Raw genomic sequence first — 19,815 nt, 5'->3', positions numbered from 1 at the left:
AAGGACAGCGAACGACGAGGAAAGAGAGGTCATGATGACGGATCAGACCAGCATCACCGTGTCGCGCACCATCGACGCACCCGCCAAGGACATCTTCGAGGTGCTGTCCAACCCCGAACGCCACCACGAGCTCGACGGCTCCGGTTTCATCGTGTCGGACTCGAAGACGGACCGGATCACCGGAACCGGACAGGTCTTCACGATGAACATGGACGGTGAGCACATGGGCGGGGAGTACCAGACCGACAACCATGTCACCGGCTACGACGACGGCAAGCTCCTCGCCTGGCAGACCGCGCCCGCGGGCACGGAGCCGCCCGGCTGGGAATGGGTGTGGGAGCTCGAGCCGGAGGGCGCAGACGCCACCCGGGTCGTGCACACCTACTCCTGGGACAAGGTCGACGCGCAGACCGCGCAGAAGATCGGCCTGCCGCTCGTGTCCGAGCAGCAGCTCGAAGACACCCTCAACCGCCTCGCGGCGGCCGTCTCCGGCGGCTGACGAAGAGGCCCGAGCTGCAGCAGGAGCCGACGGCGCACCCTGTGCTGCTCCTGCGATGAGCTCCGAACCGCGGCGCCCCGGCGAACAGCCGGGGCGCCGCTGGTGTGTCCGGGAGGCGGCTGCGCCATTGCACGGACTGCTGTCCGAGCGGTCCGGCGTCACTTCCGCCGGGCCCGGCCGCCGAGGACGAGCGCTCCGGCTCCGGTGCCGATGAGAACGAGGGAGAGCCCCAGGAGGGCCCGGGAGCCCGAGGTCGGTCCGGTCCGCGGCAGTTCGTCGGCCTGAGCGGGCTCCGGCTCCGCAGGAGCTTCGGGTGCCGGTCCGCCGGCCGGTTCCGCGGGAGCAGACGAACGGGTCTCGGGAGCACCGGGTGCCGGCGCACCCGGTGCCGGCGTGCTCGGGGTCGCGCCCGGCTCCGCCGGCGGTGTCGGCTCGTGGTCGGGTTCCGCAGAGGGTGCAGGTTCGTGCTCCGGTGCGGTGGCTGTCGGCGCAGGTGTCTCCGAGGGTGCGGGCTCCGGCTCAGGAGCCGCGGGAGTCGACTCCGAGGGTGCGGGCTCAGGCTCCGACGGCTCGGGCGTCGGCACCGGCGTAGGGGTCGGGGACGACGGGGCTGAAGGCGCCGGGGCCGGAGGTGACGGGGCCGGGTAGGTCGGCGGTGCCGGTGACGGCGCGGGCTCGGAACGGGCGGTGCGGGATCGCTCGGTGATGATCTCATCCGGGGCATCGGCGGCGATGACGTTCTGCACCCGGGTGGCCCCCTGGCCCTGCGCCTCGTGGAACCGGACCGAGGTCGGCGGCACGTCGTGCGCCCGAGCGGTCACGTCCACCTCCATGAGCGTTCCGTCCCCGGGAGCGCTCGCCTGCTCGCCGGTTGAATCGTCATCGGCCGGTCGCTCGCCGGGCCTGGCAGCTCCCTGCGTCGGCGCGTGCTCGTAGGCCTCGAGCCGGGGGATCGCCCGGAGGGCCACCGCGACGGGCTCGGCGGCCGTGGTCACGGATGTCTCCCTGAGCAGTCCTCCGCTCGCCTCGAGATCGACGGGGATGCCGGGGACGGGCTCCCCGGCCGCGGACACGAGCCGGATGCGCACCGTCGTCGAGTGCGCTCCCGGAGCGAACTCCGCGATGTCCAGGTGGAGCGTGTACGGGCCGGCGAATCGCTCGGCATCCTCGGAGATCGCGGTGAATTCGGCGGCCGCCCCGCGGAACCCGGGACCCAGATCGGCAGGCAGCTCGGGAGCGATGACGTGCCGGTGCGGCACCTGCTCATCGAGCTTGGCGAGTGCGGAGAGCGCCGACTGCACATCGCGCCGCTCCGAGCCGGAGTGGGTGTGCAGCGCCCAGGCCGTGCGCGGGCTCGTGATGGCCCGGCCGGTGGACTCGGAGAAGAAGCGCGGGAGCGGGGTGGCCCGCCCGGCGTCGACGCAGTAGGCGAAGCCGTCCTCGAGGGAGCGGTACGCCCCGTACCAGGTGCGCCCCTCCTTGGTGCGATGCCAGCGCCCCGGTCCCAGGACCTCGGGAGCGGTGGACCCGAGTGCGCGTGCGGAGTCCGCCTCGGTCGTGGGTCCGAGCCCGGCGGCGCTGGCAGCCGGGGGATGATCCGGGGAGAGAGCGGGCCCGGTGGTGAGGAGCAGGGCGAGGAGGGCGGCGGACACGAGTGCATGGACCCGCCGCATCGCCCGAGCGGGACGTCGCGGAGGGGAGGGGGCGAGCGCGCGCACGGGGCGCCGAGCAGCGGGAGTGGGCAGGTCGGGAGCGGGGTATCGGGTCATGGCGCCATCGCACCTCGACCGGGTGCCCCGGCGACAGGGCCCCGCTCGGCCTGTGGACGGGGAGCCGCTGTCCCCAGCTCGGCGACCGCATCGGTGCCGGCGATGTTCCACAGCCGAACGCGCATCGGAGGGGACGCCCGGACGCCCCCGGAAGGCGGGCCCCGGGGCCTGTGCGCAGGGCGGACCCGAGTTCGGTCAGGCCGCGCGAGCGGAGTAGAGTCTGGTAATGGAATCGGGCGTGCCGGCAAGGGGTGCGCCGAGTGCGAACTGAGCCGAGGTAACTATGACGTACACCAAGGAAAGCGTCGATGTCGTCCTCATCGGCGGCGGGATCATGAGCGCCACCCTGGGCGCCATGCTCACCGAGCTCCAGCCGGAATGGGACATCCGCGTCTACGAGCGACTCGACTACGTCGCGCGCGAGAGCTCGGATCCGTGGAACAACGCGGGCACCGGGCACGCCGCCCTGTGCGAGCTCAACTACTCCCCGGCGGATGCCAACGGTGACGTCGACATCACCAAGGCCATCAACATCAACGAGCAGTTCCACGTCTCGCGCCAGTTCTGGTCCTACCTCATCGACGAGGGCGTCATCACCGACCCGTCGACCTTCATCAACCAGGTGCCCCACATGAGCTACGGCCGGGGGGAGAAGGGCCGCGACTACATCCGCAAGCGGTACGAGACCATGGTCCGCAACCCGCTGTTCGCGGACATGGAGTACACCGACGACCCGGCGACGCAGGCGGACTGGCTGCCGCTGATGTTCGAGAACCGCGGCCCCGGCCAGGTCAACGGCGTGTCCCGGTTCCGGACCGGCACCGACGTCGACTTCGGTTCGCTCACCCGGCAGCTCCTCACCCACATGGGCACCAAGGGCACGCAGATCCGCACCGGGCACGCCGTCACCGACCTCAACCGCACCGCCGACGGCTGGCGCGTGTCGGTGAAGGATTCCACAGCCGCCGACGCGTTCGACGTCAACGCCCGCTTCGTGTTCATCGGCGGCGGCGGAGGTGCCCTCCACCTGCTGCAGAAGTCCGGCATCGCGGAAGGCCGCGGCTACGGCGGCTTCCCGGTCTCCGGGCTGTTCCTCCGCACCTCCCGCCCCGAGCTCGTCGAGCGCCACCACGCCAAGGTCTACGGCCAGGCCGCCTTCGGCGCACCCCCGATGTCGGTGCCGCACCTCGACACCCGCGTGGTCAACGGCAAGCGCTACCTCATGTTCGGGCCCTACGCCGGGTTCTCCCCGAAGTTCCTCAAGTCGGGCCGCATCACCGACCTGCCGTTCTCCGTGCGCGGGAACAACCTGCCGGTCATGCTCAACGTCGCGAAGGACAACTTCGACCTGGTGAAGTACCTCGTCGGCGAGCTCGCCTCCTCGAAGAAGGATCGCTACGAGATGCTCGCCGAGTTCACCCCCGAGGTCGACCCGGGCGACTGGGAGTTCATCACCGCCGGCCAGCGCGTGCAGGTGATGAAGCGCGACGGCAAGAAGGGCGGCGTGCTGGGCTTCGGCACCGAGCTCATCTCCGCCGCCGACGGCTCGATCGCAGCGCTGCTGGGCGCCTCGCCCGGAGCCTCGACGGCCGCGCCGATCATGCTCAACCTGCTCGCCACCTGCTTCCCCCAGCAGTACACGGGCTGGGAGCCGAAGCTCAAGGCCATGGTCCCCTCACTGGGGCGCAAGCTCCACGAGGACGAGACGCTGCTCACCGAGCTCTCCGAGTACACCGCGCGGACGCTCCAGCTCATCAAGGACGAGCCCGCGGTCTGACACCGTGCGCACTCGCGGCAGACGACGCCGCCGAGGGGCCGGACACCGGACGACCGGTGTCCGGCCCCTCGTCCGTCCGGTCGCTCGCCCGTCGCTCGGATGCTGGACCGAGGACGGTGCCGAGCACCCACTCGGGTCTCCCGTGCGACGAGCTCGCACCGCGGTGTTGCACAACCGACACCGCGTTCGGTGCACGCGCGTCCGCGCCAGTGCCTATGCTGGATCCGAGCACAGACACCGGGCGCGTCCCGGCCGCCGCAGACGATCGAGGCAGGTATGAGCCACCATCCCCATGACGAGCACGCCCGCCCCGCCCCCGGCGGGCACTCGAGCGGGCCGCAGGGAGCGCCGGCGCACCCCGGCATGCCGCCGCAGGGTGCTGCGCCCCAGCACCGCGGACCACAGGGTCCCCTGCCGCAGGGGATGCCTCCGCACGGCTGCCCGGGCGGCCCCCGGCAGCCCGGGCAGTACGGCTCCGGCCCCGTGCCCCACGGCGCGCCGCACCCGCAGGCCCAGCAGCCCGGCGGCCCGTACCGGCCGGCCCCTCAGCACGGTGCGCAGCAGCCGGCCCAGCGCGTCTACGCCCAGCCGCGGTTCTCACCCACGGTCACCCAGGAGATGCGGATCCGGCACCAGGTGCAGCAGCGCTCCGGGGCCCCGGTCGACGCCCCGTGGGCTGCTCAGGCCGCCCGTCGGCTCCCGCAGGAGGACCCGACCGCCGGGGCGAACATCGCCCGCATCGTGGCGGCCTCGATCGTCGGTGCGATCCTCCTGCTCGGCATGCTCGCCATTCTCATCTTCGGCGCCTTCTCCTTCGACGGCGCCGGCCTGCTCGTCATCGGGCTGTCCGCGATCCCGCTCGTCCTCATCATCCTCATGGTGCTGTGGTTCGACCGCTGGAAGCCCCAGCCCAAGCTCCTCCTGCTCGTGTGCCTGCTGTGGGGCGCCGTGGCCTCGGTCATCATGACCCTCATCGCCAGCTGGTTCGGCCTCGTCGCGCTCTCCATCGTCGGTCTCGACGCCTCGGGCGACGTATTCGGCGCGGTCGTCATGGCACCGGTGATCGAGGAGATCACCAAGGGCGTCCTGCTCGTCGTCATCGTGCTGGCCGCCCGCAAGCACTTCGAGGGGCCGCTCGACGGCTGGGTCTACGGCAGCCTCATCGGCGCCGGGTTCGCCTTCACGGAGAACATCCTCTACCTCGGCAGCGCCTACGTCGAGAACGCGGATGCGGGGCTGTGGCAGACCTTCATCGTCCGCTGCCTCATGAGCCCGCTGCTCCACTCCACGTTCGTCGCCTGCGCCGGCGTGTCGATCGGCTTCGCAGCCCGCCGCGGCGCCTGGTGGCTCACCGCGATCATGTGGCTGCCCGGTCTCATCGCCGGCATGGTGCTCCACGCCGTGTGGAACGGGACCGCGACCCTGACCTCGGCGCTGGTCGCGACGGGCGCGATCCATGTGTTCGTGTCCCTCGGCATCCTGTTCGTGCTGTCCGCCCTCATCGCGATCAGCTGGTTCGTGCTCGGCCTCGTGTTCCGCCACAACGAGTCCACCCACACCCGCCAGTCGCTGGGCGACTACGCGAACGCCGGTTGGCTCACCCACTCCGAGGTCGACATGCTCGGCACCTGGAAGGGCCGCCGGGCGGGCAAGCGCTGGGCCGGTCAGTACCCGAACGCGCGCGACCACATGCGCACGATGATCCGGCTCGCCGCCAACCTCGCGGCCACCCGCACCCGGGTGCTCGCCGGCGTCGGCGGGGAGACCGAGCGCAAGGTCGAGCTCTACCTGCTCGAGCAGTTCACCATGGAGCGCAGTGCTCTCATGGGCGCGGTCAACCACCGCTCCCACCGGCCCGGCAGGGCCTGATGACCCCGGTCGACCTCGCCCTGCTCGCCCTCGCCCTGCTCGCCGCGCTCCTCGGCTGGCAGCAGGGCTTCCTCGCCGGCGGCGGAGCGGTGGCGGGGTTCGTCGTCGGACTCGTCGCCGGTCGCTTCCTCGGGCCCTGGGCGGCCGACATCCTCACCGGGGCCGGCGTGCTCGACGCGTCCGCGGAGCCCGGCCTGACGGTGGCGCTCCCGCTCGTGCTCGGCGTCGTGCTCTCCGGTGTCGGCGGATTCGTCGGCGCCTCCCTGCGCGACCGGATCCCCAGCCGCTGGGGGCGCGGGGTCGATGCGCTCGGCGGCGGCGCCTCCGGGCTCGTCGCCTTCACCCTCATCGTGTGGCTCGCGGCAGGCTGGATCGCCACCACCCCGCTCCTCACCCCCAACCGGTGGGCTGCGGAGTCCGCGATCATCGCCGCGCTCGACCGCTATGCGCCCATCACCTCGACCGAGGCGCTCGGCGAGATCGGCACCGCTCTCGCCGACACCGGCTTCCCGCAGGTGTTCCAGGGCCAGCCGGAGCAGATCCGGGGGGTCGGGGAGCCGAACGAGGCGATGGTCGCCGTCGGCCGAGACGTCGACGACTCCGTGGTCAAGATCGTCACCACCGTCACCGAGTGCGGCACGCTCCAGGAGGGCACCGGCTGGGTGTACTCCTCCGGGCTCGTCGCGACCAACGCCCACGTGGTCGCCGGTGCGCAGGCGCTGAGCGTGCAGGTGGGCGGCACCGGACACCCGTACTCCGGGGACGTCGTGGCGTTCGATCCGGCGCTCGACGTCGCGGTCCTGCGGGTGCCGGAGCTCGCCGCGCCGGAGCTCGAGTTCGGCAGCACGCTCACCGTCGGCGCCGACTCCGTGGTCGTCGGCTTCCCCGAGAACGGGCCGTACACGATCTCACCCACCCGCGTGCGCGACCGGCTCGATGCGCGCGGCCTCGACATCTACAACGACGACACGGTGGTCCGCGAGGTCTACTCGATGCGCGGGATCATCCGGCCGGGAAACTCCGGCGGACCGATGCTCGACTCCCAGGGTCGGGTCGTGGGGATGGTGTTCGCGAAGTCCGCCACGGACCCGGAGACCGGCTATGCGCTCACGCTCGACGAGATCGACGGCGTGCTGCGCGATGCGCAGGAGCGGACCCGTCCGGTCGACACCCGCAGCTGCGCGGTGCAGTCCCCGCCGGCCGGCTGAGAGCCCGGGCCGGTGCTCGGGCCGCGGTCGCGCCGGTCCGTCCGTCGCACCCCGGGGTCGGGTGGCCGATCAGGGGTAGTCGAGGTAGCCGATGACCGCGCGGTGGTCGCTCGTGCCGCGGTCGAGCACGGAGTCGCCGACCGGCTCGAGGCCGCGCACCATGACGTGGTCGAGGCGCACGACGGGGAAGATCGAGGGCCAGGTGAAGCCGAAGCCCCCGCCCACGGCCTCGCGGGTGTCGGTGAGCTCGTCGTCGAGGCGCTCGAAGTAGCGGTCCGCGCTGCCGGAGTTGAAGTCGCCGGCGACGATGATGTGCTCGGCTCCGTCGGCCTCGATCGCGTCGGAGAGCTTGGACAGCGCGTTGTTGCGCAGCGATTCCTGGCCAGGGCGCACGGAGGGCAGGTGGACGCTGTAGAAGCGCACATCGCCGTGGTCGGTGCTGATCGTCGTGGCGATCGCCCGGGTCCACTGGATGCCGAGGTCGATCTCCTCGGGCTCGCTCATCGGCCATTTCGACCAGATGCCGATCGTGCCCTGGTCCGTCGAGTGCGCGTAGTGCTCGGTGAGCTGCTCGGTGATGATCTCCCCGGACAGCGATTCGATCTCCTGGACCGACACGATGTCGGGGTCGTGGTCGATGATGTTCTGCGCCGTCGCGGTGGGCTGCGGCATCCGCGCGCCGACGTTCTGGGTCGCGACGACGAGGTCGGCGTCGTCCGGGGTGTCGGCCGGACGCAGGTAGCTGCCGAACATGAGGAACCAGACGAGCGCCGGGAGCAGCACGCCGATGATGCTCAGCACCGAGAAGCGGAAGAGCGCCACGATGAAGAGCAGCACGATGAGCAGCCCGGTCCAGGGCAGCGCGGACTCGACGACGAGGGCGAGCCCACGGGTGGTGGGCACGAGCTCGTGCATCGCGAGCAGGGCTGCGAGGAGGGCGCCGACGACGAAGGTCAGGATCCCTTTGGAGGGGTTTCGAGTTGCGGACATCGCCCCCGAGTGTATGCCCGGAAACTGACGAAAGGCTGGAGGAAGCCGGGCCGCGCGATGGGTGCGGCCGCGGCCCCGGGCGGTGCCGGTTCAGCGTGAGGCGGTGGCGCGCCAGACGGTGACGTCGGGGTGGTCGTCGAACCGGTATCCGCCGCCGCGGATCGTCCGCACGATCGCAGAGAACGGGCCGAGCCGGCGTCGCAGGCGGCGCACGTGGACGTCGACCGTCCGCTCGTCGGGGGCATCGTCCTCGGTGCCCCAGAGGCTGTCGATGAGGTCGAGGCGGGAGAGGGTCTCGCCGGGGCGGGACACGAGCGTTGCGAGGAGGTCGAACTCCTTGGTGGTGAGCCCGGCGAGCTCACCGTCGACGTGCACCTCGCGGCGCGGGATGTCGATCTGCAGGCGGCGGGCCGGGGCGCCGACCGGGGTGAGGTCCTCGCTCGATGCGGGCGGGTGCATGCGGGCGGGGATGCGGGAGCGGACCGGTCCGTGGCGACCGGCGGGATCGCCGGTGGCGGCGGGCGATCCGATCGCGACCGCCCGCACCGCGTCGAGGTCCTTGCCGGGGCCGTCCGGGGCGAGCGCGATGACGGCCTGGGTGTCCGCCTGGGAGGCGAGCTCGCGTGCGTACTCCTGCAGGGCCTGCGCGATCGCGGCGAGGTTGGTCCCGTCCTCGGCGGCCTTCGTCTCGTCGAGGCCGATGTAGAGGACGATGCCGCGTGCGGCCTTCTGTGAGGGGCGCACGCCTGCGGGGCCGAAGGTGCGCGGAGCGGAACGGGGGTCGACCGGAGTCAAGCGGGCTCCCTGGCGTCGGGTGGCGGCGGCGCTGCGTGGGTGGACCGGGCGCTGCTGAGGCTGGGGGACGGACATGGTGTGCGGTTCCTTCTGTCGGCGCGATGATCGCGTGCGAGGCGGGAGTGCCGGACCTCGCGGGTGCCGCTCATCGGTGACCGTTCGCGACCGTGCGGCAGTGTAGGGGTCAGTCGCGAACGCACAGCATGAGCTGTGCACACCGGGGTCGCGGACATCGGCGCCGGGCGTCTGCGGTGCGGCGGAGCGGCACCGGGAAGGAACTGAGCATGCTCGTCATTATTCTTCATGCTCGACGCGAGCGGCAAGCATGAGGGTGCCGAAGCGCTCGAATAAGACGCAATATGACAGCGGGGAACGCCGCTGGTGGAGCTGGGTCGGTCCGCGCCGCGGGTCAGACGACGCCGTACATGCGGTCGCCCGCGTCGCCGAGTCCCGGGACGATGTAGCCGGTCTCGTTGAGCTTCTCGTCGAGCGCGGCGGTGTGGATCGTGACGTCGGCGCGACCGGCGTAGGTGTGCTCGATGTGTGCGACGCCCTCAGGGGCGCTGACCAGGCAGATCGCGGTGACCTCGGAGACCCCGCGGGCGAGCAGGTAGTCGATGGCCATCGCGAGCGTGCCGCCGGTGGCGAGCATCGGGTCGATGATGAAGATCTGCCGGCCCGACAGGTCGGACGGCAGGCGCTCGGCGTAGGCGGTGGCCTCGAAGGTCTCGTCGTCGCGCACCATGCCGAGGAAGCCGACCTCCGCGGTGGGGAGCATTCGCAGCAGGCCCTCGAGCATGCCGAGCCCGGCGCGCAGGATCGGCACCACGACCGGCCGCGGATTCGACAGCGCTGTCCCGGTCATCGGGCCCACCGGGGTGCTCACGGCCTTGTCCTCGACGCGGATGCCGCGCGTGGCCTCGTATGCGAGCAGCATGACGAGCTCATCGGTGAGCAGGCGGAAGCGTGCGGAATCGGTGCGCTCGTCGCGCAGGACGGTGAGCTTATGGGCGATCAGCGGATGGTCAGCCACGTGAAGATGCATGCTCCAGAATCTACCGGAATCGCCGCCGAGGTGTGCGGCGGTCGTCGAGGCGGCGTCATAGGGTCCGCTCCTCCGCGTCGCAGTGGTGCAACCGGGGCGGCAGGGGACAGAATAGGGCCATGTCTTACTTCACCGCAGTACTGGCGCAGTCCGACGACGAATACCGTGCGCTCGACTACGACATCCGCGACGCCGCGGACCTCGACGACCTGCTCGAGACGATGCGCAACGGCGGCGAGGGCGATGGCGAGGCCGTCGCCGTGATCGAGCACGAGGACGAGTGGTTCGCGCTCGTCCGGCTCACCGCCGCCGACGAGGTCAAGGTCTTCCTGTCCGATGTCCACGCGGTGGCCGACAGCCCCTTCGCGGAGCTGTTCGTCGACTACCTCGACTCCCAGGACGACGAGTACGAGGCCGACGAGGACGCCTACCCCGCGGACGGCGAGGAGGCCGATGGCGACGACGACGCCGCAGAGGACGAGGTGGAGGAGGTGCCGATGCTCGATCTCGAGGACGACGCCGAATGGAGCGGTGACGCCGACATCTTCGCCGACCTCGGGGTGCCTGCCGAGGAGCTCGTCGAGCAGTCCCGGACGCACGCCTCGGACCCCGCCCGCGTCGTCGCGCACGTCGGCGAGGAGGCCGGGTTCGCCGATCGACTCGAGGCGGCGCGCTGAAGCACCTGCCCGAGCACGAGGCCTGGATGCGCATCGCGCTCACCCAGGCCTCTGCGGCATCCGCGGGCGACGATGTGCCCGTCGGAGCGGTCGTCGCAGGAGCGGACGGCGAGATCCTCGGCGTCGGGTTCAACCGCCGCGAGCTCGACCACGACCCGACCGCGCATGCCGAGGTCGTCGCGCTGCGCGCCGCCGGGCGGGCGCACGGCGCATGGCGGCTCGCCGGTGCGACGCTCGTCGTCACGCTCGAGCCGTGCGCGATGTGCGCCGGAGCGGCGATCGCCGCGCGCGTCTCCCGGATCGTGTTCGGGGCCTTCGACGACAAGGCAGGAGCCTGCGGCTCGGTGTGGGACCTGCCCCGCGACCGCGGGTCGCTGCACCGGCCCGAGGTCTACTCCGGGGTGCTCGCCGCAGAGTGCACGGATCGACTCAGCGACTTCTTCGCCGCCCGCCGGTGACGCGCCGCGGGCCGACCGCTCCGCGGTGACCCGCGCCCATGCGGCCGCGGGCACCGGGGTCGGTCGGAGGCGCGATTTTGGACCGAGCGGGCCGTCCGGGTAGAGTATCCGGCGGTAGCGTGTCCGAGCGGCCGAAGGTGCAACACTCGAAATGTTGTGTACGGTAACCCCGTACCGTGGGTTCAAATCCCACCGCTACCGCGTTGCCCATATAGCGGGATGAATTCTCGAATGATGGAATGTGAGGCCCCGGGTCCTGTGGATCCGGGGCCTCACGGCTGTCCGGGGCCGCTGACCCCTCGGACCAATGATCGGACCAAGTGGGGACCCGCCGGGACGGCGGGCAAGCCGCCCCGGCGACCGCCGATCTCCGCGGGCCGCGGTGTGCGGCTCCCCGCAGGAGGACCTCACCCGGCGCCGTATCCCGGCCCGGGGAATCGAACAGCGTGCCCCGTTCCATCGGCCGGTGGGGGTCCAGGGCAGGATCGCATGGACGCCGGCGCACGGGCGCTCCTGGCGCCGGAGGCCGGTCAGGATGACGGGCAGCACCGGATCACCGACCCTCATGCTCCATGATCCGCACTGTTGAGGCCCTCCTGGTCGCGACGTACACCTGAGGTGCAGGATCCTCCTGCACGAAGGATCGGTGATCACCGTGCTCAGCCGCCGCACCGACATCGACCAGCTCGTCCCCTCCTGGGTGCCCGCGAGAACATCGTCGTGCAGGGAGAATCGGGGGCCGGGAAATCGACGGTGCTGCGCACCGCCGCGGAGGAGAGCGGGATGCGTGTCGTCACCGTGCCGGTCAACGCCGCGGAGCAGCCGCTGCCGGGCTCGGGGATCGCGATCCTCGCCGCCGCCCTGCGGGTGGTCGGCGACGGGACGCTCGCCGCCCGGATCGAGGACCTCGACCTCGACGAGGCCGAGGTGCCGGTCGCCGCGGAGACCTTCATCACCGCCGTGCGCACCGACGGCGGAACCGGGGACCTCCTCCTCGACCTCGACGACGCCGATGTCCTCGACCCGCTGACGCAGTCCTTCCTGGGTTTCGTCCTGCGCCGGCTCACCGGTGGGCGCGTGCGCTTCGCGGTGAGCGTGGCCGCACTGGACCCGGACGGGCCGTTCGGCGGCACGACGACCATCGATCTCCAACGGCTCGATCCGGCCGAGAGCATGCGTGCGGCGTTCGAGATCAGCCCGGGTCTCGACCCGGCGGCGGCCCGGCTCGTCGCAGCCGGTGCCGTCGGCCACCTGCTCACGCTCGAGCAGGTGATCGGCACGCTCGGCGAGCGCCAGCGCATCGGGCGGGCTTCGCTGCCGCACCCGCTGCGCTCCACCGAGGCGATGGATGCGTTCGCGTCGGCAAAGCTGCACGGGCTGTCCGAGGAGGCGCTGACGATTCTCCGCACCCTCGCCGTCGCTCCGCGCTCGTCGTTCCTGCCCCTGCTCGCCGGCTATGCGACCATGGGGGAGGAACTCGCCGAGCTCGAGGCCCGCGACCTCGTCAGTCGGGTCGGATCCCACCTGCGGATCCGTGACCCGCGCATCCGCTCGAGCATCCACGGGGCGATGTCCGCCGGAGAACGCGCGGCCCTCCACGTGCAGATGATGCGCGCTTGCGAAGATGCCGACCCCGCACTCTCCCTCTGGCACAGCACCTTCGCCGGGCACCGCGAGGACGCGGCCCACAGGCTCATCGCGCACGCCTGCGCCCTCGTTGACGAGGGCACGCGTCGTGGATGGTCGAGGAGGAGGCGTTCGAGATCCTCGCGGTGTGCACCGGGAACATCTGCCGCTCGCCGCTGGCCGCGGCGATCCTGCAGTCGGGGTTCGACGACATCGCGCTGTGCCGGTTCGCCGTCCGCAGCGCCGGCACCCACGCCCGGGCCGGGGACCGGGCGACCCCCCCAGGTGATCGAGATCGCGCGCCGGCTCGGGGTGTCGCTCACCGAGTTCCGCGCGCGCCGGCTCAGTGCCGAGCAGATCCGCAGCGCGGACCTCATCCTCGCGATGGACCGGAGCCACCGGGCGGCAGTGGTGGAGATCGTGCCGCAGGCGCTGCACCGGTCCTTCACCCTGCGGGAGTTCGCGCGCATCCTGCCCCAGGTGCCGGCGGAACGGGGCGCGTCCGCCGATGCCCGGTGGCGGTCCTCCGTCGTGCTGGCCGGGCGACGTCGCAGCCGCGCCGCCGGCGATCCCGCCGCCGACGACATCGTCGACCCGTTCCTCCGCTCGGACGCCGTGCACCGGGAGATGACCGGGCAGCTCGTGCCCGCCACCGGTGCGCTGCTCCAGTGGGAGGTCAGCGCTGCGGCGGCCGAGCGCGACCCGCCGCCGGGAGGTGCGGATCCGGGGAACCGTCCGGGGAGGTGAGGCGCCGGGGGACGGGACCCGAGGAGCTCGGGTCGGCGGAGGAGACTCGGCCGTCGCGTCGACCGGGGCCCGCATGCGGAGCGGTGCGTGGCCGGGGACGCCCGCCGGGCCCGTGTCCGTGGCTCGCGCGACGATGGACTCCACACGCTCGTGAGGAGGACATCATGACCCGGCTGGCAGATACACGCACGGATCCCTGCACCGCACCCGCAGCACCTGACGCCCTGCGCAGGCTCGTCGACGCCACCATCGCCCGGCTCGCGGCCTGCACCTGGAACCAGTACGTGCTCATCGAATACGGCGAAGCCGAGGTGCTCGGCCTGCAGCGGCCGGAGCGTGCACCGGACGGCACGTTCGGCACCGTCCCGCGGCGCCGGCTCGCCCGGGACCTGCGGCGCTCGGCCGACGTCGAGCAGCCGTGGGCGGCACCGAGCTTCGGGGACCGGACCGTGCTGGCGGACAATCCGGAGGTGCACCGGCTGTGGGCGCTGCCGGAGGACGCGGCCTGGCCGTACGCGCAGATCGCGGCGAACCCGCGCGGCTACTGGATGGAGATCGTGAGCGAGGAGTACCTGCCGAGCGAGGTCTGGGAGGAGCGGCCGGAGGTGCTCGCGGTGCGCGAGTGGACCCCGCCGATGGAGACCTCGGCGATCGCGACGAGCTCCCCGAACTGGCACCGGGCCGCCGTCGCGGATCCGCGCGAGGCGGTCACCGAGTCCGTGCTCGGGCTGCTCCGCTCCCGGGGCCTGAGCGATCCCGGGCTCCTGCGGGTGGGCACCTTCGTGCTCGACGCGGATCCGCGCGGCGGGGAGCCCGTCGACGGGACCGGGGCGGAGGTGGTGTCGCTGTGCACCCGCGGGCACGGGGTGCGCTCCGCCGCGTGAGGCCGGGTGCGGCCGACTGCCGGCCGATCGCAGCGAGCGGGACCCCTGCGGCGTCCAGCGCGCGGCTGCGCGCCGGCGGCCGGCCCGGGGCTGTGGTCAGGCGCGCACGGCCTCGATCGAGCGGACGAGCCGCTCCACGCCCTCGGCCATCTGGTCCGTCGGGGTGCGTGAGAACGACATCCGCAGGTTCGAGCTCGTGGTCCGGTCGGCGAAGAACGGTGCGCCCGGGACGAACGCGAGCCCGTTCTCCACCGCGACCTCCGCGAGCCGGCGGGTGTCCACACCGGGGATGTCGAGCCAGGTGAAGAAGCCGCCCTCGGGCACCGTCCACGTCGCCGTGTCCCTCAGGCCCGCGTCGAAGGCGCTCATCAGGGCGCCGGCGCGCGTCGCGTAGGCCTCGCGCAGGCGGGGAAGCGCCTGGGTGTAGTGGCCCTCGCGCAGGAGTGATTCGAGGATGCACTGGCCGAGCGCCCCGGCGCACTGGTCGGTGTTCGTCTTCGCCTGGGCCATCGCGTCGATGACGGTCGCCGGGCCGCACGCCCAGCCCATCCGGGTGCCCGGGGTGAAGGTCTTGGAGAAGGTGCCGATCTGCACGGTGACGTCGGGGCCGATCTCGTAGATCGAGCGGAGGTACGAGCCGTCGTAAGCGAGATCGCGGTAGGCGACGTCCTCGAGGATGAGGAGCCCGTGCTGGCGGCAGATCTCGACGAGCCGCTCACGGCGGTCCTCGGACAGGCGCAGGCCGGAGGGGTTCTGGAAGTCGGGGATGACGTAGACGAACTTCGGCCGCGAGGCGCCCATCCGCGCGTCCTCGAGCACGTCGAGCACCGAATCGGGGACGAGCCCGTGCTCGTCGTTGCGCATCGACAGGCAGCGGCCCTCGTGCGTGCGGAACACGCTGAACGCGCCGAGGTACGACGGGGCCTCGACGAGCACCGCGTCGCCGACGTTGAGCATCGCCTTCGAGATCAGCGTCATCGCGTCGACGCCGCCGGAGGTGACGATGAGCTCGTCCTCGGCCGGTGTCACCGCCTGCGTGCGTGCGACGTCCTGGCGCAGTGCCTCCCGCAGGCCCGGCAGGCCGGTGTTCGAGGCGTACTGGAGCGCCACCTCGGGGCGGGTCTCGATGACCTTCGACGCGGTCTCCGCGAGCAGCCGGGTGTCGAACAGCGCCGGGTCGGGGAAGCCTCCGGAGAAGTCGACGAGGTCGCCGCCGGACGCGGCGAGGGCGAGCACGGCGGAGAGTTCGCTGGGCCCGGCCTGGGCGCGTTCGGCGAGCCGGGGGAACCACACATCGGAAGCAGCAGACATGGTGACATCGTAGCCCGGACACCCGGCCGCGGTGCGGCTCGTCCGCACGTGCTCTGCGCGGTGCCGCACACTCCGCTGGGCGCCGCTCGATGCGATGCGGCTCAGCGCTGCATGTATCCCCGGAGGAACCGCGTGATCCGGTCGAACGCGGACCTCTGCGCCGGGCGATCGGACAGGAAGACGTCGTGGAGCGCCCCGGGGACGCGCTCGATCATCACGGTCCGGCCGAGCGAGGGCGCACGGCGGGCGATCACGTCGACGTCGAGCACGATGTCCGCGGCGTTCATCGCCGAGCTGTAGGACCGCTCGCGCAGCGACTGCGTCGACATGAGGACGAGGATCGGCACGGAGATCGTCAAGCCCTTCTCCACCGCCTCGTGCCCGGCGAACACCGCACGCAGCCAGGCGGGGTACACCGGGAAGCTCTCCGGCGGCTTGAGCGCGAGGTCATAGGGCAGCCGCCCGCGGGAGAACAGGACCGAGCGCGCGTAGTTGTGCGGGAAGCGGACCTTGAACGGCGCCTGCTCCGCACGGCGCGAGCGCCAGGTGAGCCACGGGGTGATGAGCTTCCGGGTGGAGGAGTCGAGCTGGAACTCGAGCCAGGGCGAGTTGAGGACGAGCGCTGCGACGCGCCCGGGGTTCCGGCCCGCCCACAGCGCGGCGACGAGGCCGCCGGTCGAATGGCCGCACAGGATCAGGCGCTCCTTCGGATGCTCGCTCGCGATGATCGCCAGCGCCGCCTCGAGCTCGGCGTCGTAGTCGGCGAGATCGGCGATGTAGCCGGGCCGCACCTCGGGGTCCTCGAGGTCGAGGCTGCGGCCGTAGGCCCGCAGGTCGACGGCGTAGAACGCCGCGCCCTGCTCCGCCCAGTACCTCGCGACGTGGTCGTGGAAGAAGTAGTCCGACCAGCCGTGGAGGTAGAGCACCGTGCGTCCGGCGGCCGGACCGTCCGCGGCCCGCTCCCCGCGGAAGGCGATGAGCGTGGCGCGCTCGCCGCCGGGCAGGGGCAGCGTCGCACACTCGAAGTCCTCACCGAGGCGGTCGGGCTCCCACGCGGGGTCGGCGCTCGGCCCGGTGGATTCCATGACGCCAGTATCGCAGAGCACCGCCGGCCTCCTTACCGGCCCGCTGCCGCGCGGAGTCACTATGATCGAGCCATGACTGAGAAGTTCGCCGTCCGCTCCGCGCTGTCCACCACTCCCGCCTACATCCCGGGCAAGCCGCCCCAGGCCGTCGAGGGCATCGAGTCGTACAAGCTCTCCTCCAACGAGAACCACCTCCCGCCGCTGCCCGGCCTCACCGACGTCATCGCCGCCGCCGCCACCACTCCGGCGCTCTACGCCGACCCCGCGGTCAGCGCGCTCACCGCCGAGCTCTCCGCCCACCTCGACCGCCCGGCCGAGATGATCCTGTTCTCCGCCGGCGCCTCGGAGATGATCAGTGCGCTCGCCAGCATCACCCTCGAGGCCGGCACCGAGGTCGTCTACCCCTGGCCGTCCTTCGAGATGTACCCGCAGATCGCCTCGCTGCGCGGGGCGACGCACCGGCGGATCGGACTCACCGAGGACTTCCGCCACGACCTCGATGCGATGGCCGATGCGATCACCGACAGCACCCGCCTCGTTTTCCTGTGCTCGCCGAACAACCCCACAGGCTCCGCGATCCGCACCGACGAGTTCGAACAGTTCATGGCGCGCGTCCCGCAGCACGTCATCGTCGTCCTCGACGAGGCGTACCGCGAGTTCTGCACCGACCCCGAGGCCGTCGACGGGCTCACCGCACTGGATGCCCATCCCAACCTCGTGCTCGTGCGCACTTTCTCGAAGGCCCACGGGCTGGCCGGCCTGCGGATCGGGTACGCGGTCGCGGACCCGGAGATCATCCTCGAGCTCCGCAAGGCCGTGCTCCCGTTCGCCGTCACCGCCGTCGCCCAGGCCGCCGCCCGCGAATCGCTGTCCCGTGTCTCCGAGGTCGAGGTGCGGGCCAAGGAGATCGCCGCCACTCGCGACGAGCTCATCGCCGGCCTGCGCGAGCAGGGCTGGGACGTGCCGGACTCCCACGGCAACTACGTGTGGCTGCCGCTCGACGCGAAGTCCGCGGACTTCGAACAGGCCTGCCTGGCCGCCGGGATCGCGGTGCGCAACCTGCAGGACGGGGTGCGGATCAGCATCGGACCCGACGCCTCGATGCGCCGGGTGCTCGACATCGCCGCGGAGTTCCGCGCCCGCTACCACTGAGGGCCCCGGCGCGCGACCGGCCCAGCGGGGCGCGCCCGGGCAGGTCTACACTGTCCGGGTGATGACTGCTGAGCTCCTCGATCCCACCGCACACGTCGACCTCGACCCGCTCGCCGCGGCGCTCTCGCCCGGCGCGCTCGTCACCGAACCGGACGTCGTCGCCGCCCATTCGAAGGACTGGGCGCTGTTCTGCGAGGTCGGCGCCGCCCGCGCCCTCGTCCGCGCGACCACCGTCGAGGACGTGCAGGCCACCCTCCGCTTCGCCAGCGAGCACCGCATCCCGGTGGTGCCGCAGGGCACCCGCACCGGTCTGTCCGGCGCCGCCAACGCCACCGACGGCGCGCTCCTGCTGAGCGTGTCGAAGATGGACCGCGTGCTCGAGGTGAACACCGTCGAGATGACGTGCACGGTGGAGCCCGGGATCGTCAACCAGGACCTCAAGCGCCACCTCGCCGACTTCGACCTCGCCTATCCGCCGGACCCCGGCTCGGTGGCGATCTCGAGCATCGGCGGCAACGTCGCGACGAACGCCGGCGGGCTGTGCTGCGTGAAGTACGGGGTCACCCGCGATTACGTCCGCAGCCTCACCGTGGTCCTCGCCGATGGCCGCGTCACCACCGTCGGCCGGCCCACCGCCAAGGGTGTGGCCGGGTTCGAGCTCGCCGGCCTGTTCATCGGCTCGGAGGGCAGCCTCGGCGTCATCGTCGGGATCACCCTCGACCTCATCCCGCGCATCCCCGACCCTCTCACCGCGGTGGGCCTGTTCCCCGACGTGGTGAGCGCCTCGGGTGCGGTGTGCGACTTCATGGCCACCGGTGCGCGGCCCTCGCTGCTCGAGTTCCTCGACGGCCGGACGCTCGAGATCCTCAACGCCTACGGCGACTTCGGGCTGCCGGAGGGTGCCGGTGCGATGCTCCTCGTGCAGTCGAACGGCGACGGCAGCCAGGAGGCCGCGGTGCGCGAGCTCGAGCGCTTCACCGAGGTCGCGAACGCCTGCGGTGCGAGCGAGGTCATGTTCTCCGACGACCCCGCGGACTCCGAGCTGCTCGTCGCCGCTCGCCGCGCGGTCGCCCCGGCGATGGAGAAGTACGCGAGCACCCACGGCGGCGGCGAGCTCGTCGACGACGTGTGCGTGCCGCGCGGCCGGCTGCGCGAGTTCTTCGCCCGGCTCGTCGAGATCGAGGCCGAGCACCCGGAGATCACCATCTGCACCTGCGGCCACGCCGGCGACGGCAACATGCACCCCAGCATCTTCTTCGACGCCGGTGACCCCGAGTCGACCCGGATCGCGCAGGAGGCGTTCGGCGAGATCATGGCCGCCGGCCTCGAGCTCGGCGGCACGATCACCGGCGAGCACGGAGTGGGCTACCTCAAGCGCGACTGGCTCGCCCGCGAGCTCGACCCGGTGTCCAAGGAGATCCACCTGGGCATCAAGCGCGCGCTCGACCCGCTCGGCATCCTCAACCCCGGCAAGATGCTCGCCTCCCTCTGAGCAGGCGGCAGGGCGGAGCCGGTCCCGGACTGGTTCCGGTTCCGGGGTGCGACCCAGTGCGGCCTGCCGGTTCCGGGTGCAGCACAGTGCGGTCTGCCGGTTCAGGGTGCGATCCAGTGCGGTCTGCCGGTTCAGGGTGCGATCCAGTGCGGTTTGCCGGTTCAGGGTGCGATCCAGTGCGGTTTGCTGCATTCCGGGTGCAGCACAGTGCGTTTTCGAACGCGAAACCGCACTCAGGTGACCCCGGAGCCCGCGAACCGGGATAGAACGGCCGGGGAGCGGCGCTCGGGGTTCCGGGTGCTCGGGGGTTCCGGGTGTTCCGGGGCGCGGATGCGGTCGGCCACTAGACTGGTCCGGTGACTTCCAGCCAGCCCGCTCCCGAGCACAGCTCGGCCGTGACCGTCCCCGCGCACACCTCTGCTCCCGCATCG

At 71.8% G+C, this 19,815-nt stretch carries 16 protein-coding genes, 1 tRNA gene and 1 pseudogene; 12 read left to right on the top strand and 6 right to left on the bottom strand.

Translation table 11 applies throughout. The features are described 5' to 3' along the window. Positions 1-34 precede the first annotated feature (34 nt). Positions 35-499, top strand: coding sequence for an SRPBCC family protein (locus tag FDF13_RS01560; RefSeq protein WP_137318155.1), 465 nt, complete (start codon positions 35-37; stop codon positions 497-499). Positions 500-657: 158 nt separating this feature from the next. Here the strand turns inward: FDF13_RS01560 and FDF13_RS01555 are convergent, their stop codons facing one another. After that, complete coding sequence (locus tag FDF13_RS01555; RefSeq protein ID WP_137318154.1) at positions 658-2,268, bottom strand: Ig-like domain-containing protein; 1,611 nt, start codon at positions 2,266-2,268, stop codon at positions 658-660. 283 nt (positions 2,269-2,551) lie between these two features. On the opposite strand from FDF13_RS01555, the gene FDF13_RS01550 reads away from it, so the two are divergent. From FDF13_RS01550 to FDF13_RS01540, 3 genes are all read left to right on the top strand, one after another. Then, positions 2,552-4,045: a malate:quinone oxidoreductase gene (locus FDF13_RS01550; RefSeq protein ID WP_137318153.1), complete on the top strand. Its 1,494-nt coding sequence runs from the start codon at positions 2,552-2,554 to the stop codon at positions 4,043-4,045. A gap of 276 nt (positions 4,046-4,321) precedes the next feature. Beyond that, positions 4,322-5,914: a PrsW family glutamic-type intramembrane protease gene (locus tag FDF13_RS01545; RefSeq protein WP_247425545.1), complete on the top strand. Its 1,593-nt coding sequence runs from the start codon at positions 4,322-4,324 to the stop codon at positions 5,912-5,914. After that, entirely contained in the window at positions 5,914-7,122 is a 1,209-nt protein-coding gene (locus tag FDF13_RS01540; protein WP_137318152.1) for a MarP family serine protease, read from the top strand. The genes FDF13_RS01545 and FDF13_RS01540 overlap by 1 nt, the downstream gene beginning before the upstream one ends. Positions 7,123-7,191: 69 nt before the next feature. On the opposite strand, the gene FDF13_RS01535 is transcribed toward FDF13_RS01540, so the two are convergent. From FDF13_RS01535 to upp, 3 genes are all read right to left on the bottom strand, one after another. Beyond that, complete coding sequence (locus FDF13_RS01535; RefSeq protein ID WP_137318151.1) at positions 7,192-8,112, bottom strand: endonuclease/exonuclease/phosphatase family protein; 921 nt, start codon at positions 8,110-8,112, stop codon at positions 7,192-7,194. A 90-nt stretch (positions 8,113-8,202) separates the two neighbouring features. After that, positions 8,203-8,982: a winged helix-turn-helix domain-containing protein gene (locus FDF13_RS01530; protein WP_137318150.1), complete on the bottom strand. Its 780-nt coding sequence runs from the start codon at positions 8,980-8,982 to the stop codon at positions 8,203-8,205. Between the two features lie 334 nt (positions 8,983-9,316). After that, positions 9,317-9,952, bottom strand: coding sequence for a uracil phosphoribosyltransferase (gene upp / locus FDF13_RS01525; RefSeq protein WP_137318149.1), 636 nt, complete (start codon positions 9,950-9,952; stop codon positions 9,317-9,319). A gap of 119 nt (positions 9,953-10,071) precedes the next feature. Here upp and FDF13_RS01520 point away from each other — a divergent pair, with 119 nt between their 5' ends. The 6 genes and pseudogenes from FDF13_RS01520 (at position 10,072) to FDF13_RS01500 (ending at position 14,344) form a co-directional block, all read left to right on the top strand. After that, the gene (locus FDF13_RS01520; protein ID WP_137318148.1) at positions 10,072-10,629 is read left to right on the top strand and encodes a tRNA adenosine deaminase-associated protein; all 558 of its coding nucleotides are present in this window, start codon (positions 10,072-10,074) and stop codon (positions 10,627-10,629) included. 26 nt (positions 10,630-10,655) lie between these two features. Beyond that, the gene (gene tadA, locus FDF13_RS01515) at positions 10,656-11,087 is read left to right on the top strand and encodes a tRNA adenosine(34) deaminase TadA (protein WP_137318147.1); all 432 of its coding nucleotides are present in this window, start codon (positions 10,656-10,658) and stop codon (positions 11,085-11,087) included. A gap of 113 nt (positions 11,088-11,200) precedes the next feature. Continuing rightward, positions 11,201-11,288, top strand: a tRNA-Ser gene (locus FDF13_RS01510). Between the two features lie 1,538 nt (positions 11,289-12,826). After that, positions 12,827-12,934: pseudogene (locus tag FDF13_RS15520) on the top strand (low molecular weight phosphatase family protein); the annotation flags it as partial. A 64-nt stretch (positions 12,935-12,998) separates the two neighbouring features. Next, positions 12,999-13,460, top strand: coding sequence for a hypothetical protein (locus FDF13_RS15515; protein ID WP_368074056.1), 462 nt, complete (start codon positions 12,999-13,001; stop codon positions 13,458-13,460). 164 nt (positions 13,461-13,624) lie between these two features. Continuing rightward, positions 13,625-14,344: a hypothetical protein gene (locus FDF13_RS01500; RefSeq protein WP_137318145.1), complete on the top strand. Its 720-nt coding sequence runs from the start codon at positions 13,625-13,627 to the stop codon at positions 14,342-14,344. A 96-nt stretch (positions 14,345-14,440) separates the two neighbouring features. On the opposite strand, the gene FDF13_RS01495 is transcribed toward FDF13_RS01500, so the two are convergent. Next, positions 14,441-15,655 carry a PLP-dependent aminotransferase family protein gene (locus FDF13_RS01495; RefSeq protein ID WP_137318144.1) on the bottom strand — a complete coding sequence of 405 codons (1,215 nt, stop codon included), beginning with the start codon at positions 15,653-15,655 and terminating at the stop codon, positions 14,441-14,443. A gap of 101 nt (positions 15,656-15,756) precedes the next feature. Next, entirely contained in the window at positions 15,757-16,740 is a 984-nt protein-coding gene (locus tag FDF13_RS01490) for an alpha/beta hydrolase (protein ID WP_137318143.1), read from the bottom strand. A 72-nt stretch (positions 16,741-16,812) separates the two neighbouring features. Here FDF13_RS01490 and hisC point away from each other — a divergent pair, with 72 nt between their 5' ends. Together hisC and FDF13_RS01480 are read left to right on the top strand one after the other, a co-directional pair. Then, complete coding sequence (hisC, locus tag FDF13_RS01485; RefSeq protein ID WP_137318142.1) at positions 16,813-17,892, top strand: histidinol-phosphate transaminase; 1,080 nt, start codon at positions 16,813-16,815, stop codon at positions 17,890-17,892. Between the two features lie 61 nt (positions 17,893-17,953). Further along, entirely contained in the window at positions 17,954-19,384 is a 1,431-nt protein-coding gene (locus FDF13_RS01480; RefSeq protein WP_137318141.1) for an FAD-binding oxidoreductase, read from the top strand. Positions 19,385-19,815: the final 431 nt, after the last annotated feature.

Source organism: Brevibacterium sp. CS2 (genome assembly GCF_005280295.1).
GTDB classification, from domain to species: Bacteria; Actinomycetota; Actinomycetes; order Actinomycetales; family Brevibacteriaceae; genus Brevibacterium; species Brevibacterium pityocampae.
Note: the sequence above shows the minus strand (reverse complement) of the source record. Positions and strands in the feature narration are given on the sequence as shown.